General features: G+C 40.4%; 21 protein-coding genes and 2 pseudogenes. 10 read left to right on the forward strand and 13 right to left on the reverse strand.

Going from position 1 to position 14,609, the window contains the following annotated elements; translation table 11 throughout:
• Nucleotides 1-167 precede the first annotated feature (167 nt).
• Nucleotides 168-572 carry a hypothetical protein gene (locus DXZ23_RS10395; protein WP_035695561.1) on the reverse strand — a complete coding sequence of 135 codons (405 nt, stop codon included), beginning with the start codon at nt 570-572 and terminating at the stop codon, nt 168-170.
• Nucleotides 563-1,162 (reverse strand): recombination protein NinG, encoded by a 600-nt coding sequence (locus tag DXZ23_RS10400; protein WP_114995507.1) that lies wholly within the window; start codon nt 1,160-1,162, stop codon nt 563-565. Before DXZ23_RS10400 ends, DXZ23_RS10395 begins: the two co-directional genes overlap by 10 nt.
• A gap of 108 nt (nt 1,163-1,270) precedes the next feature.
• Between DXZ23_RS10400 and DXZ23_RS10405 the strand changes: the two genes are divergently transcribed.
• From DXZ23_RS10405 to DXZ23_RS10415, 3 genes are all read left to right on the forward strand, one after another.
• Entirely contained in the window at nt 1,271-1,447 is a 177-nt protein-coding gene (locus DXZ23_RS10405; RefSeq protein WP_017807336.1) for a type II toxin-antitoxin system HicA family toxin, read from the forward strand.
• A gap of 21 nt (nt 1,448-1,468) precedes the next feature.
• The gene (locus DXZ23_RS10410; RefSeq protein WP_017807335.1) at nt 1,469-1,873 is read left to right on the forward strand and encodes a type II toxin-antitoxin system HicB family antitoxin; all 405 of its coding nucleotides are present in this window, start codon (nt 1,469-1,471) and stop codon (nt 1,871-1,873) included.
• 277 nt (nt 1,874-2,150) lie between these two features.
• Complete coding sequence (locus DXZ23_RS10415) at nt 2,151-2,801, forward strand: P22AR C-terminal domain-containing protein (protein ID WP_017807334.1); 651 nt, start codon at nt 2,151-2,153, stop codon at nt 2,799-2,801.
• Between the two features lie 199 nt (nt 2,802-3,000).
• On the opposite strand, the gene DXZ23_RS10420 is transcribed toward DXZ23_RS10415, so the two are convergent.
• The 6 genes from DXZ23_RS10420 to DXZ23_RS10445 all read right to left on the reverse strand — a co-directional run bounded on the left by DXZ23_RS10420 (nt 3,001) and on the right by DXZ23_RS10445 (nt 6,528).
• On the reverse strand, nt 3,001-3,426 hold the full coding sequence (locus DXZ23_RS10420) for a recombination protein NinB (RefSeq protein ID WP_017807332.1): 426 nt from the start codon (nt 3,424-3,426) through the stop codon (nt 3,001-3,003).
• A gap of 108 nt (nt 3,427-3,534) precedes the next feature.
• Nucleotides 3,535-4,218, reverse strand: coding sequence for a replication protein P (locus DXZ23_RS10425; RefSeq protein ID WP_017807330.1), 684 nt, complete (start codon nt 4,216-4,218; stop codon nt 3,535-3,537).
• Nucleotides 4,215-4,997 (reverse strand): helix-turn-helix domain-containing protein, encoded by a 783-nt coding sequence (locus DXZ23_RS10430; RefSeq protein ID WP_017807329.1) that lies wholly within the window; start codon nt 4,995-4,997, stop codon nt 4,215-4,217. The genes DXZ23_RS10425 and DXZ23_RS10430 overlap by 4 nt, the downstream gene beginning before the upstream one ends.
• Nucleotides 4,994-5,782 carry a Rha family transcriptional regulator gene (locus DXZ23_RS10435; protein ID WP_021723609.1) on the reverse strand — a complete coding sequence of 263 codons (789 nt, stop codon included), beginning with the start codon at nt 5,780-5,782 and terminating at the stop codon, nt 4,994-4,996. The genes DXZ23_RS10430 and DXZ23_RS10435 overlap by 4 nt, the downstream gene beginning before the upstream one ends.
• Nucleotides 5,783-5,832: 50 nt before the next feature.
• Nucleotides 5,833-6,273 (reverse strand): YmfL family putative regulatory protein, encoded by a 441-nt coding sequence (locus DXZ23_RS10440; RefSeq protein WP_017806454.1) that lies wholly within the window; start codon nt 6,271-6,273, stop codon nt 5,833-5,835.
• A gap of 48 nt (nt 6,274-6,321) precedes the next feature.
• On the reverse strand, nt 6,322-6,528 hold the full coding sequence (locus tag DXZ23_RS10445; protein WP_017807328.1) for a helix-turn-helix transcriptional regulator: 207 nt from the start codon (nt 6,526-6,528) through the stop codon (nt 6,322-6,324).
• Nucleotides 6,529-6,665: 137 nt separating this feature from the next.
• Here DXZ23_RS10445 and DXZ23_RS10450 point away from each other — a divergent pair, with 137 nt between their 5' ends.
• The 3 genes from DXZ23_RS10450 to DXZ23_RS10460 are packed head-to-tail and all read left to right on the forward strand — an operon-like array spanning nt 6,666 to nt 8,579.
• Nucleotides 6,666-7,319 (forward strand): LexA family protein, encoded by a 654-nt coding sequence (locus tag DXZ23_RS10450; RefSeq protein WP_017807327.1) that lies wholly within the window; start codon nt 6,666-6,668, stop codon nt 7,317-7,319.
• Nucleotides 7,319-7,804: a hypothetical protein gene (locus DXZ23_RS10455; RefSeq protein ID WP_017807326.1), complete on the forward strand. Its 486-nt coding sequence runs from the start codon at nt 7,319-7,321 to the stop codon at nt 7,802-7,804. Before DXZ23_RS10450 ends, DXZ23_RS10455 begins: the two co-directional genes overlap by 1 nt.
• A gap of 1 nt (nt 7,805) precedes the next feature.
• Nucleotides 7,806-8,579 (forward strand): DUF1828 domain-containing protein, encoded by a 774-nt coding sequence (locus DXZ23_RS10460; protein WP_017807325.1) that lies wholly within the window; start codon nt 7,806-7,808, stop codon nt 8,577-8,579.
• A 146-nt stretch (nt 8,580-8,725) separates the two neighbouring features.
• On the opposite strand, the gene DXZ23_RS10465 is transcribed toward DXZ23_RS10460, so the two are convergent.
• The 3 genes and pseudogenes from DXZ23_RS10465 to DXZ23_RS10475 form a co-directional block, all read right to left on the reverse strand.
• Nucleotides 8,726-9,016 (reverse strand): addiction module antidote protein, encoded by a 291-nt coding sequence (locus tag DXZ23_RS10465; RefSeq protein ID WP_017807324.1) that lies wholly within the window; start codon nt 9,014-9,016, stop codon nt 8,726-8,728.
• Nucleotides 9,017-9,312, reverse strand: a pseudogene (locus DXZ23_RS10470) (type II toxin-antitoxin system RelE/ParE family toxin).
• 318 nt (nt 9,313-9,630) lie between these two features.
• Nucleotides 9,631-9,801 carry a YegP family protein gene (locus tag DXZ23_RS10475; RefSeq protein ID WP_017807323.1) on the reverse strand — a complete coding sequence of 57 codons (171 nt, stop codon included), beginning with the start codon at nt 9,799-9,801 and terminating at the stop codon, nt 9,631-9,633.
• Nucleotides 9,802-9,815: 14 nt separating this feature from the next.
• Here DXZ23_RS10475 and DXZ23_RS10480 point away from each other — a divergent pair, with 14 nt between their 5' ends.
• The 4 genes from DXZ23_RS10480 to DXZ23_RS10490 all read left to right on the forward strand — a co-directional run bounded on the left by DXZ23_RS10480 (nt 9,816) and on the right by DXZ23_RS10490 (nt 11,747).
• Nucleotides 9,816-10,037 (forward strand): hypothetical protein, encoded by a 222-nt coding sequence (locus tag DXZ23_RS10480; protein ID WP_017806446.1) that lies wholly within the window; start codon nt 9,816-9,818, stop codon nt 10,035-10,037.
• A 460-nt stretch (nt 10,038-10,497) separates the two neighbouring features.
• Nucleotides 10,498-10,668: a hypothetical protein gene (locus DXZ23_RS16150; protein WP_021723613.1), complete on the forward strand. Its 171-nt coding sequence runs from the start codon at nt 10,498-10,500 to the stop codon at nt 10,666-10,668.
• On the forward strand, nt 10,669-10,944 hold the full coding sequence (locus DXZ23_RS16155) for a hypothetical protein (protein ID WP_341871906.1): 276 nt from the start codon (nt 10,669-10,671) through the stop codon (nt 10,942-10,944).
• 152 nt (nt 10,945-11,096) lie between these two features.
• Nucleotides 11,097-11,747, forward strand: a complete 651-nt coding sequence (locus tag DXZ23_RS10490; protein ID WP_017805439.1) for an IS1595-like element ISHpa1 family transposase — start codon at nt 11,097-11,099, stop codon at nt 11,745-11,747.
• A gap of 137 nt (nt 11,748-11,884) precedes the next feature.
• Here the strand turns inward: DXZ23_RS10490 and glpQ are convergent.
• Both glpQ and glpT read right to left on the reverse strand, forming a co-directional pair.
• Nucleotides 11,885-12,985: pseudogene (gene glpQ / locus DXZ23_RS10495) on the reverse strand (glycerophosphodiester phosphodiesterase).
• Between the two features lie 93 nt (nt 12,986-13,078).
• Complete coding sequence (gene glpT / locus DXZ23_RS10500) at nt 13,079-14,524, reverse strand: glycerol-3-phosphate transporter (RefSeq protein ID WP_017807318.1); 1,446 nt, start codon at nt 14,522-14,524, stop codon at nt 13,079-13,081.
• Nucleotides 14,525-14,609 lie beyond the last annotated feature (85 nt).

The following is a 14,609-nucleotide window of genomic DNA, read 5'->3' on the forward strand; positions in this document are numbered from 1 at the left end:
GATTGACCAAATGCAGAGCAATTTATAGTGAAAAATAAACCTACAAAAAAGCCCTAGATTGTATTCTAGGGCTGTTAAAATTCATTCGTGCGTTTTAAACGTGCGAAACCGCACTATAGATAAGACTATACACTTTTAGTTCGAACAAAACAAGCATTTTTTATACATCACGCTAAGAAAAGGCATTTGTTTTTACTCAACATCAATTTCAATGCAGTTTCAGCAATTTTCATCTGCTCAAAATAACGTGTTTTCTTAATCCCAAACCTCTCCAAAATCCCAACCCGCACTGGCACACGATTTCGATCATATTCCGTATAAAGCGGCAAACGGTAAGCATAAGTTGCCATAAATAAATCGTAAAGCTCAGGTGTTGCTTTACGCATCACTAGCACGCAACGCTCGATTTCCTCAGCTAACGACTCACTAACGGGATCAACTCGTCTTTTGCTCTCATCAATCGGCGTGGGAATGCTCACCGAAAGGCAAGGATATTCCGTGCCTAATCTAGGCGTTGCCCAGTACCCCCATTGTGTGCAGACTTTTTTAATATCGTTAAAAACTAATTCCATTGCTTCCCTCGCTTTTCTAATAACTTCACTTTCCGCTCAAAAATCCGCTTAATCCGCCTTAAATCCTCATCGCTATAATGTCTTGGGCGTTGATCGCTTTCGATTTCTCGCACCTTTTCAATACCCAAACGCTCAATCAGCCGTATGCGATATTCGTGGTAATTTCCGCCCAACCATCGATTGCAGCGTTTGCATTGACCAAAAATATTAAGCGTATAAAACCGCAAGTGCGGGGCTGAACTACGGCTACGATAATGCCCCGCATCAAATCCCCCGCCTAATTTCTCGCTAATCAACGGCGTACCGCACGAGATACATTCCTTATTCGCATCACGAAAACGGATATATTTATTCACCGCACTTTGAGCTTCAGCAATGAGCTGATGATGCGTTTTCAACCCCTCTTTCACCGTCCGAATTTTTGCTTTTTCCGCCCGCACTTTTTCACGCTCTGCTTTTTCCCGCTGCTTCGCCTGCTTCAGCCTCGCCAACGCCACCCCACATTCAGGGCTACACCATTGCCGAAAGCTGTCATAGGTTTCAAAACGTTCACCACAGATTTTGCATTTTCGTTTTCGTATTTTTGTCATTCATACCTCAAAAAAAATACACATTATCGCCACAAAAATATTGACACACGCCTAATAAATACTTATAATACACACATTAATTAACAACACATCGAGGAGAAAACAAATGTGAACAGCAAACAAATGATAAAATTGCTCAAACAAGATGGTTGGTATCTTGATAGCATAAATGGAAGCCACCACCATTTTGAGCATCATCAAAAAAAGGGAAAAGTTACCGTTCCCCACCCAAGAGCCGAATTAGGACATCTTGAAAAATTAATCAGAAAACAAGCGGGGCTATAAGCCCCTTTAAGGAGAAAATCAATGTTATATCCAATCGCACTTGAAAAAGTTACTGATGGTTATGTTGTCTCCGTGCCTGATATTCCTGGCTGTTTTTCAGCTGGTGATACATTGGAAGAGGCATATAACAATGTAAAACAAGCTATCACATCACATCTGGAGTTAGTTGTCCGAGACAATGAAGAAGTTCCTCTACCAACCCCGCTAGAAGAACATAAAGCCAATCCAGATTATCAAAGCGTTGATATTTTCTTTGGCGTTGTTGATGTTGATATTAGCCACCTCTTAGGGAAAGCTGAACGTATCAACATCACAATGCCAGCCTACTTAATTAAACGTATTGATGAGTTTGTCGCTACACACCCACATTACAAAAACCGTAGTCATTTTCTTGCCTCAGTCAGCGCAGATAAAATAATGGCTTAATATCCCCCTTACGCTTGACATTCTCCTCGGTCAAGCGTAGGATTTAACTCAAAGGTGCTTCAAAACGCCTTTTAAAATACCTACAGTCGCCATTCACTGCGTCAATGTGATTTTTTTGTATCTGAAATTTGGTGTTTCTCCTTTTCTCAACCAAATTCAATACAAATAATAAATTCAATCTATGGATAGGGTGGTGAGGAAATAACCAATACCCACGCCGTCACTGTAGCGGTTTTGAACACCCTATCCGCCCAACCTATTCAAAAGGAAATACAGTATGTCAAATCAACTTTTCAACTTTAATTCAAGCCCTGTTCGTATTGAAATTTTCGACAATCAACCGTTTTTCTGTTTGCTTGATGTTTGCAGAATTTTTCAAATCCAAAATTCCCGTAGAGTTCAAAGCCAGATGCTAGATCCTCAAGGTGTACGTCTAGCGTACGCTTTGGCAAAAGATGAAAAACAACGTAAAACTGCCTTCATCAATGAACCCAATTTATATCGGATCATTTTTCGTAGTGAAAAACCCATCGCAAAATCATTCCAAAACTGGGTATTTGAAGAAGTTCTTCCACAAATCCGCAAAACTGGAAAATACAGTTTACAAAATCAACAACTCGCCCTACCTGAACCCGAAAAGAAATACACTTTTGAATTCACCGAGTACGAGCTTGAACAACTTGCTTGGTTATGGTTCAGCCACAAACGGATGAACACCCTACTCGCTGAGCTTTATGCCCCGCTGAACGCCATTGGCTCAACCTACAGTGGCGCGGTTTACAGCCACGCCTATGAGTACAAACGCCATTATGAAGAAAGCCAAGCTACCCTACAGCGTTTAACTCAACCATTTACCCAATCGAAAAAACTCAATTGGCAACGAGTTATCCCTAAAATCAACCCAACAAAAAAGCTGCTTGATTTCTAAAACTCCCCAAAATCCAACCGCACTTCGGTGCGGTTTTTGTTATACTTGTGTTATACTTCTCTACAGGGAGGATTAAATGGCACTTACAATCGGATTATTTACCCTTGCCGCGGTAATGTTCGGCATTGTAATGGCGATTAATCACGCCGTTAAAAAAGATAAAAATGCTTAATTTTTTAACCGCTCTTTTGAGCGGTTTTTAATAGCCGTAAAATCCTTGCCTGTCGCTAAATCTCACGCCTTGTTCTGCTGCCCAAGCCTGAACATACTCAATCAAACTCGCTAACCGTTTCACGCCCATTTGTGCCGTGCTTTCGCGTAAATTCACGACTTCACCCTCAAAGCCAATCGCCATCTCCGCTTGCTCGCCAGTGGCAATTTTATGACCGCTCACAAAAAGCATTTTCCACGTTTCCAATGTTTGCTTTTTGCCGTTAAAGGTACATTGCTTGGCAATATCCGTTAGCATTGCGTGGAGTTTTGCATTCTGTGCCAACGTGCGTGTTAAGGGCTTTATTTCCACCACCGCAGGGCTTTTCTCATCTAAGGCAAGGGAATGTATTACCCCGATCGCATTTTGCTGTATGCGTGCATTACGCAAGAAAAAGCGTTGTTTAGTTTCCATACCCACCGCACTTCTTCACAAAATCTAACGTAACCGAACGCTGTAAGAGCCAGTCAAAAACATATTTCGGCGTGCACCACGTGTCTTTGTCGAATTGTTGTTCGGTCATCATTTCATCCCTAAAATCGCTTTGCATTTTTCAATGCCGTGTTGATTAATTTTTCTTTGCACTTCAGGCGGAACAAAGCTCGGTTTCGCTGGCAGGGTGATTTGCGGTTTAGGCAACGTTTCGCCCGCTTCCAAACGTGTTGCCATTGAGTCTAATGCTTCTCCCACCGCCTTTCTCAATTCTTTTTTTGTTGCCTCACGATTGTCGCAATACAAATCCGTCAGCAGCCAATATTCCGCATCGCTCTCAAATTGGAATTTGTGGATTTCCAGCATTCCGTAGCCTTGGAATTTCTTGAGTCGTTGGTAAAGCTCTTCTTCGTTCGGCAAACCTAACGCTTCAAAGCGATCTTGCTTGCACCAAGAAATAAACTTGCCCACACCTGGGAAATAATCATCAGGTTTCGACCGCACTTTACGCATTCCCGCACGAACTTGCTCAATGGTGCGAATATTGTTTTCCGCAAAGCCTAAAACCCAAGTGCGCTTGGTGATGGGTAGCTGCACTTCGTCAAATTGACCACGCATTGCTGGGCAAGCAGCGAATAATTGCGAAAAAATCTGATCAACCAATTTTTCAATCTCATTGGGCAAGCGTTGCGATTTTTGCTGTGGCTGGCTGGGAAATTTAGCTTGTCTTGCCATTGCGTTTTGCATTGTTTGCGGATTAACTTGTCTGATCACAGCATTCCTCTCCAACCTTCCTCGGTGTTCCATTCAATCGCATTCAATTCTGAAGCCGTTTTACGCTGTGGTTTTGCGTTATTTTTCTTCACCGTGAGCTGATCCCATTTCTCCCGCAGCTTGGCAGGGCTAAGAATATTGGTTTTCCAGAACAAGTCTTGGTTTGCCCACTGAAACAGTCCGCAAATTTCCCTATGCGTTCGCTTATCACGCTCACGCATCAGGCGGATCTCATTCGCCCAGCTGTCGAAAGACGGCGGTTTGACGTCGGGGTTAAGTTTTTGAACTAATCCAAAAATCCACTGTGCGGCAGTCATATCATCATCGGAAAATTTAAATCGAGATTTTTTGCTCTCGCCGCCGTCCGAATTTTTTTCGGACGAAGAAGGAAGGTTAATTGACTGGTTAATAGAGTGACTGGTTATGGTGCTAGCTCCTAGCATACCCCCTATGCTATCTGCTGGCATACCTATGCCATCTCCTAGCATACCCGTGCTATCTGCTGGCATACCCTTATCAAGGTGCAAAATATAAAGATTAGAGCTTGAGCCGTCTTTATTTTTGCGAGCTTTTTTAGAGATAAACCCCATTTGAATTAATGCCTCAATATGCGTTCTTGCACTGGCTTTTGAGATTTCACAAACATCGGCAATATATTGATAGGAAGGAAAGCAAATGCCATCATCATTAGCGTTATCTGCTAATTTCAATAAGACTAATTTACGCAAAGGATTACCGACTTTAATCTCCATTGCTTTTGCCATTAAAAGTAAACTCATAGCCCCACCGCCTTATCTTGTGTAAATTCCCCATTCCAATTTGCTTTCATTGGCAAACTCCCTTTCACATACCATTCATAGAGCTTTGCCGCCCCTTTCTTCAACAACACAGGTTTATACGCGATAAACGGCTCTTTACCGTGCTGAGAAATCTCCGTGGTTTCTTCCGTGAGATATTGATCTCGGGCATAAGCCTTAACGCGTTTTGTTCTGCTATCTTGGTAGAGCCAGTTTTTACCAATCAAAAATTCACCCACTTTTAACGCATTAACCCCATTCAACCCTTTCACAAATTCAAATGGAGAAATTCCATTGCGGAAATAACTTTCCATTGATTCGATTTGTTCGGATTTTTGCTTGCTTTCTAACAAGGCTTGGTGTTCGCGAACTAATGCGAGTTGTTCACTTTCTTTTGCATCTGCCCAAGCCCGAGCAGCAGCAACAGGATCGCTAAAGTTAGGCAAAAGTGCGGTGGTTTTTTGCTGATTTTCTAGTTCATTTAAACGATCAATAATCTTGGCTCTTAACTCAATCCGATAGCCGGAAACTAAAATCATCGTTTCTCGTTTTGGTAAACGAATTTCGCTTGTTAAACCTGTTTCAGGATTTTTAATAATAAAAATCCCTTTAAAATCAAGACTATCCATATTTGGATAGAGTTCATCAAGCATATTACGAATATCACGCATAACGTGAGCGTGTTGTTTTTCACATAATTGAGCAATTTCGCGACTACTCATCGTAATACTTGATTTTTCTGTATTTATCGGTAATAATTCTGTCATCTATGTAGCTCCTTATAGCTCTTAATTGCCACCGCTCCAACGGTGGTTTTTTATTGCTTATGAATAGCAATCGCCACTTCGATCGCTTTTGCCGTGGTCTGTTGTGATTTGTGCAATAACTTATGCAACACATCTTGCTCTTCCTGCGTCAGTACGCCGTCGCTCAAAAACTCGTTGAGCTTGGCAAATAAAATCCCACGCTCAGCAAGTTCTTGCAGTTGTAACTGCGATAGCTCGACTAAATCTGTTTCGTTTTCGTTCGGTACAGCAAAACTCACCTTGCCTAAACGCCGATTGATTTCATCCGACCAATTACTTACGCCATATTCAAGCTCAATGGCAATCAATTCTTCGCAGGTGAAACGCTGTCCTTTGGTTTGATACAAGCGGTTATTCAATGCCTGCTCTGTCATACCAAGAAAGCCCGCAACGGCTGCTTTTCCGCCTTGGCACTTTTCTATCATTTCAATAATCGTTTTCTTCATTGCCATAAATTCCTTGTGGATTTTGTGGTTTTGTTTTTGGGTGGAGGTGGTAAATTAGCCGCCAACAGGAAAAACATCATCAAGAGAACAAGTTAAACCGTGTTCATTTAACACTTGAACAATTTGCTTAGCTGTCTCAATTGATGGCTGTCTGATACCTAGCTCATAGTGACCAATAGCACCTTGTGTTTTATTAAGATGCTTAGCCATATCAGCTTGAGTTAAGTTGGCTGCTTTTCTGAACGCTGCAATTTTGTTCATCGATAAGCTCCTGTATTAAAAACACATAAATAATACAAAAGGTATAATTGAATGTAAAGAGCAAAATACTTTTAGTATTTTGACTAATTAATACAATCGGTAATAATTGGCTGATTTATTTAATAATGGTGAGAGCTATGAAAAAACCTTGGAATCAATATGTGCGTGAAAAAATGCAAGATCAGAACCTAAAGCAAGATGATATTGCTGAAGCGATGAATAAAACGCAAGGGGCAATAGGACACTGGCTTACAGGTAGAAGAAACCCAAATGTCGGTGAAGTGGCTCAAATGATTCATTTAGCTGGCGTAGATAAGGTTATTTTAAATAGTGATGGGACACTTGAAGATTTCGATCCTAACGCTTCCTTTACTTCTGTAAAAAAATCATACTCTTATCCATTAATAAGCTCTATTCAAGCTGGAACGTGGACAGAAGCGTGCGATTTTCACGATAGTATAGGTTATGACTATATTGACACAGAGATAGACGCAGGCGAAGACGCGTTCTTTTTGAGGATAAGCGGCTTATCGATGGAGCCTAAATTTAGCGAAGGGGATTTAGTGTTAATTGACATTCGCAAACGCCCTCACCCCGGTGACTTTGTAGCCGCAGTCAATGGAAACGGTGAGGCAACCTTAAAACGCTATCGTGAATTAGGCGAAATTTCCGAATCAGGTCATCCGCACTTTGAACTTGTTCCACTTAACCCTGATTTTCCTACCCTTAGCTCAATGAGACAAGATATCCGCATCATCGGCGTGGCGGTTGAGCATAGGAGTTATTTGTAATGAGCAGATTAAACGAACATAAATTTTGCCTAAACAACGAAGAAGCCCTGCAATTTATCGAATTGCTAAAATCTTACGATAAAGACTTATATTGGAATAAAGGGCGAAATATCCATTGGCGAACGATTAATTTTGTGCCTAATGACAGAGATGAGTTAGCTGGACCTGTACCAGGAGCAACGGTTCAAGTTGACTATAAATACAGTAAACGTGTGAAAGAGTCAGGAAAACTTGTTTTGACTTTATTCAAACGCAAACAACACGAGAAATTACGAGCTTACCAATTAGAGCTATCTGATGAAAATAAAATCAGTTCACACGATGGAAATACAATTATTAAAGGTAGCCACGAACATATAGGTAAACAGGTGAGAAAGATTATCCCTGATACAGAAATTGAAAATATTGCTCACTGGTTTGCTTTATTTTGCGATAAAATCCGTTTAGAATTTACTGGAAGCAAACTTAATTTGCCGGAGGAATAAAATGATAGATTGCCAATGGCTACACAACCAAATTGACTTACATTGCCATAAGGTAACTAGCCTTAATGGTTCTGCTGGCGTGTGCGTACAAACCAACCATAAATGGCTAGATGGTTCTCTATTAAGTTTTTATATTATTCCACAGGGTGAACAGCTGTTAATCACCGATGATTGCGATACCTTGTTCCATTTCCACACCACCGGACTCATTGAACATAAGCGATCTTGGAAAAAAATCAAAGATAAATTGAATACTGTTCATACCGATATTGCATTGGAAGATGATGGTGAAATTTTATGTATTACCACACAAGAAAAAGCGACTTACGCGATTGCTGATTATACTTCAGCTTTGTGCGGTTTAATGCATTACGAAAGAGAGCTTGCAGGCATACCAATGCAAGTTAATCACCTTGCCGATGAGGTGGAACTTTATTTAAAAGCGTGGAAACCTTACGCCAAATTCACTAGATCGCCAAAAGTAAATGGTATTTCAGGGCATAGCTACACACTGGATTTTCAACTAGATGATCAACTTATAATGGCGATTAATCCAACACCTAATGCCGTTGGCTCAGTTATGCGAAAAGCAGGTGATATTCTAAGTGGTAATGACTTAGCTGGGCGTAAAATGTTGGTTGTTGTTGATGATAGAAGCGATCAGCTTTTCGAGCAAAAAGCAGAAGAAGAAATTCAAATTATTGCTTCATTGGTTAAGGCTGTTCCACTATCAAGATTGATAGAAATATCAGCAAAGACAAATCAAATTCAATAACAAACCGCCTCACGGCGGTTTTCTTTTGCCTCAAATCTTGCTTATTTTCACTCAAATCGTGCTTAAATCCCCAAACTGCAATCATTTCAAGGAGTTAGGTAAATCACCTCGCCTTGCTTAACGCTTTCGTGATGTCTCGAAAATGATTACGCGTGCGTAACACGTTTCACTTCAAAGCTAAGATTAAGGGCTTTCATCACTTTAAGCACAGTAGAAAATGTCGGGTTGCCTTTGCCTGAAAATGCCTTATACAACCCCTCACGGCTTACCCCTACTTCTCTGGCTAACTGGCTCATATTGCGAGCTTTGGCAATATCCCCCAATGCAGACAAAATTAAATCCACATCATTTTCCTGTAACACCTCATTTAAATAAAGCTGGATTTCTTCTTCACTTCTTAAATGTTCGGCAATATCAAAATCTTGTAATTCCATCATTTAAACTCCCAATTCTTTCGCTAATAATTTCGCTTTTTCAATATCTTTGGATTGTGTTGATTTATCGCCAGCAAAAGCAAAATCACCACCACTCCATTTTGGTTTTTCAAATAAATGCGATAGCCCTTGCCCTCCGTAATACGCAATTCTGAAATCCCTTCACCAACGGGCTTAACATCACCAAAATTCCCTAACTGCAATCGCTTAATACGGGTTTGAATTTTCGCCCTCGCTCTTAAGTCTTTTAATTCATCAAGCCATTTCTTAAATAAGGTTGTTGATTTTATTTGGATCATCGTTGCCCTCCCACACAAAAATTATACCTCAACCGCCTTAAGTTGTGAACTAAAATCAACAAAAATGCGTTCAACCTTAATCTCACAACTGCTTACAGGTTAAAAAATAAGCAATCAAACAAATTTTTTCAAATTATTTTTCTTTGAAAATCAACTATATAAAAATACATAAGGTATTTTTATATGAAAATTAAATACGTTTAGTATTCACAAATACAATACTTATGGTATTATACACCCATCAAAACGAAACAACGTTTAATGCTCTTTAACAATCAAGATGAAATAAAAAGCCCTGCGGTAACAGGGCTTGGATAATTAAACTTCGCGAACAGGTGTTTGTCGGTTAGTGTCCATAACAAGCCCGATACAATGTAAGCAGTTTTGTTTGGTCGTATAACCTTCACTTTGAGCTATAGGTTCGTGATTGGCGGCTTTTAGTCGCCAATACCACTGACCATTAACACCTTTGAAAATTTCAAAATACATAGAGGTAACTCCTTATGCAAAATGAAATGAAACGCTATGCAATTTCTTACTTCTTCAAAGGGAAGAAGTGGTGTTCAGATGTCTACGCCAACTCATTTGAAGAAGCACAAGAAAAAGTCAAAGCAATGTCCCAAGCAACTATTGATGGTGAGCTTTACTGTTCAATATATGTTCCAGTCAAGCCACAATCACGCATTGCAAGGTTGCTTTTAAAGCTACTACATAAATTTAGCTAATTCAATATTTCATCTTGGTGATGATGCTCTTTAACAATTTAGACAAAACACCTTGTCGCCTGATGGTGAGTAGTTAGTCAAAGCGTGGAAGACCCTATAGCCCCACCGCTACAACAGCATTATGCCCAATAAGGGAAACAGACATAATCCGACAAGGTGTTTAGGTGAAAGCTGGTTGCACATAATAAGGTGCAAGGGAGTAGCCGAAAAGAACAGTAGGACTTTTTGATTATTTTTGACCGATCCGATGACTCGTAGTGAGGTTGAAAGGAATGTTGAAGCAAGGGCGAGGTAACTACCAAAGCGGAATTAACGAAAAAATAATCTAGCAAACGCGGCTATAAGGGCGTGACAGCTTGGAGAGACAGCACTCATTCAAAACCGCATTCTTAGTCGCTCGTTTTTAGTCTTTTTTCCTCGTGGCTTTGAGTGTGGTTTTGAATGAGAAAGGAGAAACTCAATGAAAAAATATGAATTAACCGATGAATATATCGAGATCGGATTTACAACTAAAATTAAACTCTATCGCATAAAAGCTTTAGTAGCAATCGCATCAATCAGCGTTAGTGCTGGTGATTTGGGTGGATATGTCGAGAAAGAGTCAAACTTAGATCAGAGTGGTGATGCCTAGGTGTACGGTGATGCCGAGGTGTCCGGTAATGCCGAGGTGTCCGGTAATGCCGTGGTGTGTGAAAGATCTGATATTGTCTGGTTTTCAAACGTGGGTACGGAGTACGGCACATTAACCGTATTTAAAACTAAGCAAGGAGTATTGTGGGCTACTAGAGGCTGTTTTAGTGGCTCTGTTGAGGAGTTTTTGAAAAAATCCGCGGAAGTTCACGATGAAAAAACAAAACGAGAATATCAGCTTTTGATTGAAGTCGCTAAATCAAGGTTGAACAACTAATACGCCCACACGGAAGGCGTTAAACCCCGTGCAGACATACTCCTAAGGTTGCCCACTGTAACAGGTGGGCTTTTTTATAAACAAAATTAACATTAAAATAAGGGGCTGTCCTAGATAACAACTAAAAAATCTATTTAGGTTAGAATGAACCAATGAGAAAAAGTCGTCTAAGTCAGCACAAACAAAATAAACTCATTGAGCTATTTGTTGCAGGTGTTACTGCAAGGACAGCAGCAGAGTTAGTCAATGTAAACAAAACGACTGCCGCATATTACTTTCATCGTTTATGCCAACTCATCTATCAAAACAGCCTTCACTTAGAGATGTTTGAAGGTGAAATTGAAGCCGATGAAAGTTATTTTGGCGGTGCTCGCAAAGGCAAACGTGGTCGTGGTGCGGCAGGGAAAATTGCGGTATTCGGGCTTCTCAAGCGCAATGGCAAGGTTTATACCGTTGCGGTTCCAAATACGCAATCTGCCACCTTGTTACCCATTATTCGGGAGCAGGTAAAGCCTGATAGTATTGTTTACACCGATAATTATCGTAGTTATGACGTGCTTGATGTGAGTGAATTTAGTCATTTTCGTATCAATCACAGCACACATTTTGCTGAAAATCATAACCACATTAACGGAATTGAGAATTTTTGGAGCCAAGCAAAACGCCATTTACGCAAATTTAATGGTATCCCAAAAGCGCATTTTGAGCTTTATTTAAAGGAATGTGAATGGCGTTTTAATTACAGCAACATAAAAAGTCAAATTTCTATTTTAAAACAATTGGTTAAAGGGAGTTTAGTCTAGTTATCTAGGACAGCCCCTTTTTTTATTTTCATAGGCTGAAATCATTCATCCAATGACAGGGGCATAAGGCTACGCCCCTGTGTTGAGGTTTTACTATTACACCACCTTTTTGTTGTATTAAATGGTGTTAATTTGAATTACTGCTTATGCAAAAACTCTACGGCGGTGTCAGGGAAGTCAGTAAATATTCCTGTCGCACCAGCTTGGTTTAGCAAGGCATCGTACATTTGGTTTACGTTCGTAAAAAATGCGGGTAAGGCGTCTTTGCGGACGGTGTAAGGGTGTAGTTCCATTTGGTATTTTTTTAGCTCTTGCACCAATGGAGTGTAAACCTAAACCACCTTATCTTTGGTGGAATTTTCTTGATCGATTAGCATATACCAACCTGGCCCTACGCCGTCTGCATATTTTGCCACTTCAGCCATTGCACCATCTTTGAACATCCAACCATAATCATAGTTTACCCATTCGCCTTGCGGATTTTTTTCTTCCGTTTCGTGCCAATCGGTGTAGGCGATAAGCTGGACTAATTTAAGAGCCATTCCTAGACTTGGCATTAGCTCAGTTTTGATGCGTTTAAGCTCATTAAAATCAAAGGTTTGCAAATAAACGCGATCGGATTTTTGCGTATAACCATATTTTTTCAGCACTTCCAAGGTCGCTTTGGCAATATCTTTCCCTTCTTTATGATGTAGCCAAGGGGCTTTGATTTCAGGGTAAATCCCAATTTTTTTGCCTGTGGATTTTTCTAGTCCTTGGATAAATTCGATTTCATCTTCAAAGGTGTGAATTTTGAAATGGGATTTCCACATTGGGAAGCGATCAGGGTAAACCTGTACCTGTTTACCATCTACCACTTTGAAATTTTCGGTCATATTGAGCGATTGAATTTCCGCAAGCGTAAAATCCACCACATAATAACGCCCATCTGCGCGTTTACGATCAGGGAATTTTTTCGCCACGTCAGTTAGCCCGTCTAAAAAATGATCGTGGATCACGATTAAATGATCGTCTTTCGTCATCGCTAAATCTTGTTCTAAATAATCCGCTTTCTGCCCGAATGCGAGGGCCTTACTTTCTAGTGTATGCTCAGGCAAATAGCCACTTGCTCCGCGGTGAGCGATAACAAGTTTTTCATTATTGTTCATAGTCGGCATTGCATTTGCCGATTGCACACAAGTGAACGCTAAGGTGGATAAGGCAACAACTTGGGCTAATTTTTTTAATTTGAATGTCATAAAAACTCCTTTTAGTAAAGTGCGGTGCTTTTTCACCGAATTTTTATCAATAAAAAAGGAAGGGCATTGCTGCGCTTCCTTTCTGATTATTCACTATTTACCGTAGTGATCGCTTAATGTAGCTTTATGTTTCGCTTCTTGAATGGTTACGATTAAGAGTAATAATACAGCTAAGATGCCGCCGGTGATCATTACATAGAAACCACCGTCCCAACCGTAGTATTCCGCAGCCCAACCCACAACGGCTGAAGCAGAAACTGTACCACCGAGATAACCAAATAAGCCTGTGAAACCTGCTGCTGTACCTGCCGCTTTTTTCGGTGCAAGTTCAAGAGCGTGTAAACCAATTAACATTACTGGACCATAAATTAAGAAACCGATAGTGGTCATTAAGATAAAGTCAGTTAATTGATATGGGTTTTCATACCAAGCTTTGCCTGCATATTGTGCGAGTTCAGCTTCAGGCGTTGCTGGGTTTAACCATAATGCCACTACTGCAATGGTCGTTAAGATCATAAAGATGAAACCCGTTAAACCACGTTTACCTTTAAATAGGTGATCCGATACCCAACCACAGATAAGTGTTCCCGGAATCGCCGCTAATTCATAAATGGTGTATGCCCACGCCGTACCTTTGATATTGAAATGTTTCACTTCACCCAAATACACTGGCGACCATTTCAATACGCCATAACGAATGAGATAAACAAACACGTTAGCAATGGCGATGTACCATAACAATTTGTTTTTTAACACATAAGTAACGAAAATTTCTTTTGTGCTGAGATCATTCTCGTAGGTTTTTTCGTTGTAGTCATCTGGGTAATCATTACGCCATTTTTCAATGGCAGGTAAACCACAAGATTGAGGCGTATCTTTCATTACTAAGAACACTGGAATAGCTGCGATCATCGCGGCAATACCCGGATAATAGAGAGCTTGTTGCCAAACATCTTTTGCCGTAGCTTGCACACCGTGTTCACTAAAATAGATAGCACCAGCAAGTAATACCATCGCACCTGGAACCATTCCTCCAACATTATGAGCACAGTTCCAAATGGATACGATGGTTCCACGTTCATTTTTCGACCACCAGTGTACCATTGTACGTCCGCACGGCGGCCACCCCATACCTTGGAACCAACCATTAAGGAAGATCATCACGAACATGACCAAAATGCCTGATGTTGCCCAAGGCATCAAGCCCATTAGGGTCATACATAAACCTGAAAGTAATAAGCCACAAGGTAAGAAAACTTTCGGATTTGAGCGGTCAGAGATGGTCGCCATAAAGAATTTTGACAAACCATAAGCTAAACCCGCACCAGTCCCGATAATACCGAGTTCTGCTTTATTATAAAGTCCTGCTTCAATTAACCCTTTTTGTGCTAAGTCGAAATTAGCACGCACAAAATAATAGGCTGCATAACCAAAGAAGATTCCCATAAACACTTGCCAGCGTAAGCGTTTGTAGGTGGAATCTATTTTTTCTTTTGGCAGCTCCGCAATATGGGGAGCTGGTTTAAATGGTCCAAACATAGAATTCTCCAAATTGTTATTATTTATAATTTAAGGTTCGTTCTTTTACGAACATTCCATAGATATGATATAGAAAAAATCCAAT

Source organism: Avibacterium paragallinarum (assembly GCF_900450705.1).
GTDB classification, from domain to species: domain Bacteria; phylum Pseudomonadota; class Gammaproteobacteria; order Enterobacterales; family Pasteurellaceae; genus Avibacterium; species Avibacterium paragallinarum.

Coding starts and splice junctions, on each gene's coding strand:
- DXZ23_RS10435 (WP_021723609.1), bottom strand. CDS start 5,782: ATGACAGAATTATTACCGATAAATACAGAAAAATCAAGTATTACGATG.
- DXZ23_RS10475 (WP_017807323.1), bottom strand. CDS start 9,801: ATGTATTTTGAAATTTTCAAAGGTGTTAATGGTCAGTGGTATTGGCGA.
- DXZ23_RS10455 (WP_017807326.1), top strand. CDS start 7,319: ATGAGCAGATTAAACGAACATAAATTTTGCCTAAACAACGAAGAAGCC.
- DXZ23_RS16150 (WP_021723613.1), top strand. CDS start 10,498: ATGAAAAAATATGAATTAACCGATGAATATATCGAGATCGGATTTACA.
- DXZ23_RS10415 (WP_017807334.1), top strand. CDS start 2,151: ATGTCAAATCAACTTTTCAACTTTAATTCAAGCCCTGTTCGTATTGAA.
- DXZ23_RS10420 (WP_017807332.1), bottom strand. CDS start 3,426: ATGGAAACTAAACAACGCTTTTTCTTGCGTAATGCACGCATACAGCAA.
- DXZ23_RS10430 (WP_017807329.1), bottom strand. CDS start 4,997: ATGAGTTTACTTTTAATGGCAAAAGCAATGGAGATTAAAGTCGGTAAT.
- DXZ23_RS10395 (WP_035695561.1), bottom strand. CDS start 572: ATGGAATTAGTTTTTAACGATATTAAAAAAGTCTGCACACAATGGGGG.
- DXZ23_RS10445 (WP_017807328.1), bottom strand. CDS start 6,528: ATGAACAAAATTGCAGCGTTCAGAAAAGCAGCCAACTTAACTCAAGCT.
- DXZ23_RS10490 (WP_017805439.1), top strand. CDS start 11,097: ATGAGAAAAAGTCGTCTAAGTCAGCACAAACAAAATAAACTCATTGAG.
- DXZ23_RS10480 (WP_017806446.1), top strand. CDS start 9,816: ATGCAAAATGAAATGAAACGCTATGCAATTTCTTACTTCTTCAAAGGG.
- DXZ23_RS10400 (WP_114995507.1), bottom strand. CDS start 1,162: ATGACAAAAATACGAAAACGAAAATGCAAAATCTGTGGTGAACGTTTT.
- DXZ23_RS10465 (WP_017807324.1), bottom strand. CDS start 9,016: ATGATGGAATTACAAGATTTTGATATTGCCGAACATTTAAGAAGTGAA.
- glpT (WP_017807318.1), bottom strand. CDS start 14,524: ATGTTTGGACCATTTAAACCAGCTCCCCATATTGCGGAGCTGCCAAAA.
- DXZ23_RS10410 (WP_017807335.1), top strand. CDS start 1,469: ATGTTATATCCAATCGCACTTGAAAAAGTTACTGATGGTTATGTTGTC.
- DXZ23_RS10460 (WP_017807325.1), top strand. CDS start 7,806: ATGATAGATTGCCAATGGCTACACAACCAAATTGACTTACATTGCCAT.
- DXZ23_RS10440 (WP_017806454.1), bottom strand. CDS start 6,273: ATGGCAATGAAGAAAACGATTATTGAAATGATAGAAAAGTGCCAAGGC.
- DXZ23_RS10450 (WP_017807327.1), top strand. CDS start 6,666: ATGAAAAAACCTTGGAATCAATATGTGCGTGAAAAAATGCAAGATCAG.